3 protein-coding genes are annotated in these 2,793 nt (G+C 69.3%); 2 read left to right on the forward strand and 1 reads right to left on the reverse strand.

Going from position 1 to position 2,793, the window contains the following annotated elements:
* The coding region (locus tag M8J73_RS11500; protein WP_249828575.1) for an RICIN domain-containing protein at positions 1-650 on the reverse strand (650 nt) is incomplete at its 3' end.
* A gap of 461 nt (positions 651-1,111) precedes the next feature.
* Between M8J73_RS11500 and M8J73_RS44760 the strand changes: the two genes are divergently transcribed.
* Both M8J73_RS44760 and M8J73_RS11505 read left to right on the forward strand, forming a co-directional pair.
* Positions 1,112-1,237, forward strand: a complete 126-nt coding sequence (locus tag M8J73_RS44760; protein ID WP_274757634.1) for a hypothetical protein — start codon at positions 1,112-1,114, stop codon at positions 1,235-1,237.
* A gap of 266 nt (positions 1,238-1,503) precedes the next feature.
* The coding region (locus M8J73_RS11505) for a BTAD domain-containing putative transcriptional regulator (RefSeq protein ID WP_249828576.1) at positions 1,504-2,793 on the forward strand (1,290 nt) is incomplete at its 3' end.

The raw sequence follows: 2,793 nt of genomic DNA on the forward strand, positions 1-2,793 counted from the left end.
TTGAACCGCTGGTTGAACCCGCCATGGCAGGTGACCTGGAGGATCCCCGTCTCGTCGCTGGAGCGGCCCTGGTAAACGTCGAGACACTTGTCCGCGAAAGTGCGGATCTGGACCTCACCGTTGCCGACCTCGGTGATCTTGAACCGCTGGTTGAACCCGCCATGGCAGGTGGTCTGGAAGATCGGCGTCTCGTCGCCGGGGCGGCCCTGGTAAACGTCGAGACACTTGTCCGCGAAAGTGCGGATCTGGACCTCACCGTTGCCGACCTCGGTGATCTTGAACCGCTGGTTGAACCCGCCATGGCAGGTGGTCTGGAAGATCGGCGTCTCGTCGCCGGGGCGGCCCTGGTAAACGTCGAGACACTTGTCCGCGAAAGTGCGGATCTCGACCTGACCGTTGCCGACCTCGGTGATCTTGTAGCGCTGGTTGAACCCGCCATGGCAGGTGGTCTGGAAGATCGGCGTCTCGTCGCCGGAGCGGCCCTGGTAAACGTCGAGACACTTGTCCGCGAAAGTCTTGATCTGGACCTCCGAACTTGTATCCGAGCCTGCGGCTGCGGCCGTGCTGACGACCGGCGCCGCGGTCACCGCCGACGCCGCGACAGCCAGGACGACCAGGGCCCGTCGCCCTGTCTTGATGGTGGAACGCATGAGCTTTCTCCCTTTCCTGGAACGCTGCTGTTGGAGGACTGCTGGGTCATGTACACGTCAGCTCTCCGCCCCAACACGGCAAAGCCTAAGAAGCGGCCCATGCAGAAAAGTTGATTCTTTCTGTACGCACCGCCCTGGATCGCCGGAGCTTCTGACCTGCGGAATCGCTGCCCATCGAGCCCCGTGAACTCGGCGCGACCGGCAAGGAGCGGCAACAACCGGCAACAACCGGCAATCGACGGGCGCTTCGAACGCGGGGGCACGGGCAGTGGGTGACGTGCCTCTCCCCTGGAAACTCGGCTACGGAGTCGAGTCCGACCCCGGGCCCCAGGGCACGGAGCCGCCGGTCCTGGTGACGGGTACCGCTGGTGGGCTCAAGAAGGAGGCCGGCCGGACACGGCAGGCGGCGGCGAGTGGTTTGCGCAGGACGGAGTCCATGCCGGAAGCGTTCCGTAGCACACGTGTGCAATATCGCGTGGGTTCGGTCGGGCTTCCTTCCTCCGTTGCGGCAGTTCGAGGAAGGCAAGAGCGGTCTGACGACCGAGAAGGCCGTCGCGATCGTGACCAAGCTGCTGGCCGGCGAGTAGATCCTCGAAGGGGCGGCTCCGTCGCGTGCGGCGAAGCCGCCCTGCGTGCTGATGCGCTTCTGCTGTACAAGTCCCCTGTACAGGGAAGGAGTTGACATGGCATCAGATAACTTCTGCCTGAAGATTTCCGGCCGGTTGTTGGCGGAGAAGGATCTCCCCAGGCGACGGCTCGCACACGTACTGTCATCCATTCGTGGCGGGAGGTTCCGCCTGGTGAGGCCGCCGCCGGTGCCGGGCGGCGGGGATGCGGGGAGAAGCAGGGGTGCATGCCTGAGCAGTTGGGGGCCTGGCTCCGTGGCCGTCGGGCGCAGTTGGGTCTGAGCCAGCCGCAGCTCGCCGAACTCGCCGGGGTGAGCACCCGCACCATCCGCGAGATCGAGCGCGGCCGGGCACGGTCACCGCACAGTCCCTCGGTGCTCAGGCTCATGGAGGTACTGGGGCCGGACACCGCGCCGGAGCCCGGTGACGAACGGCGGCTCCGGCTCGACGTCCTCGGTCCCCTCATGCTCCAGGTGGCGGGCCGGCCTGCTGACCCCGGCGCGGCGAAACAGAGCACCCTGCTGGCCCTGCTCGGTCTGCATCCGGGCAGCGTCGTGTCACAGGAAGAGATCGTCGACACCCTGTGGGACGGCCGCCCTCCGGCCAGCTCCCCGAACATGGTCCACACCTATGTGGCCCGGCTGCGTCGGCTGCTCACCCCGGTGACGCGCCCCGAGGACCCGCCCGGCGGCCTACTGCGCCGGACCGGAACGGGCTACGTACTGGACCTGGACGAACAGGGATCGGACGCGGCGCGGTTCACCGTCCTGGCCTCGCGCGCCCTGCCCTCCCTAATTGCCGACGGCGGGGGTGAGCCCGCCGACCGGGCCGAGGCGTACGCGCAGGCCGAGGCCGCCCTGCGGCTGTGGCGGGGCCCCGTCCTCCAGGGCATGGCGCCGGGGTTGCGCGAGCACCCCTCCGCCGTCGGCCTGACCCGGCTGCGTCTGTCCCTGGTCCAGGAGTACGCGGACAGCGCCCTGGCGGCCGGTACGACGGAGAACGCCGTCCACGAACTGCGCCGCACCGCCGACCTGGAGCCGCTGCACGAAGGCGTCCACGCCCGGCTGATGCTGGCGCTCGCCGCCTCCGGCGAGCAGGCCGCCGCCCTCGGCGTCTACACGGACGTACGCGACCGTCTCGACGACCAACTCGGCGTCCGCCCTGGCCCGGAGCTGTCCGAAGCCCAGCTGCGCGTGCTGCACATGGACGTACCGCGCGCCGTCACCTCCCGGCCGACCGCGCCACCGGCCCCCGCTGGCGGGCCGAGCGCCCCCGCCGCCGAGCCGATCGTCCCCGCACTGCTGCCGTACGACGCCGCGTTCTTCACCGGACGTGACGATCACCTGGCCCGGCTGGACGCCCTGCTGCCCGCCGGGGAGGAGCCCGCGCCCGGGAGCGTGGTCTGCGCCCTGACCGGTACCGCGGGCACGGGCAAGACCGCCCTGGCCGTGCACTGGGCGCACCGGGTCCGCGACCGTTTCCCCGACGGGCAGCTCTTCGTGGACCTGAGCGGCCAC

This window comes from Streptomyces neyagawaensis, assembly GCF_023516595.1.
Lineage (GTDB): Bacteria > Actinomycetota > Actinomycetes > Streptomycetales > Streptomycetaceae > Streptomyces > Streptomyces neyagawaensis.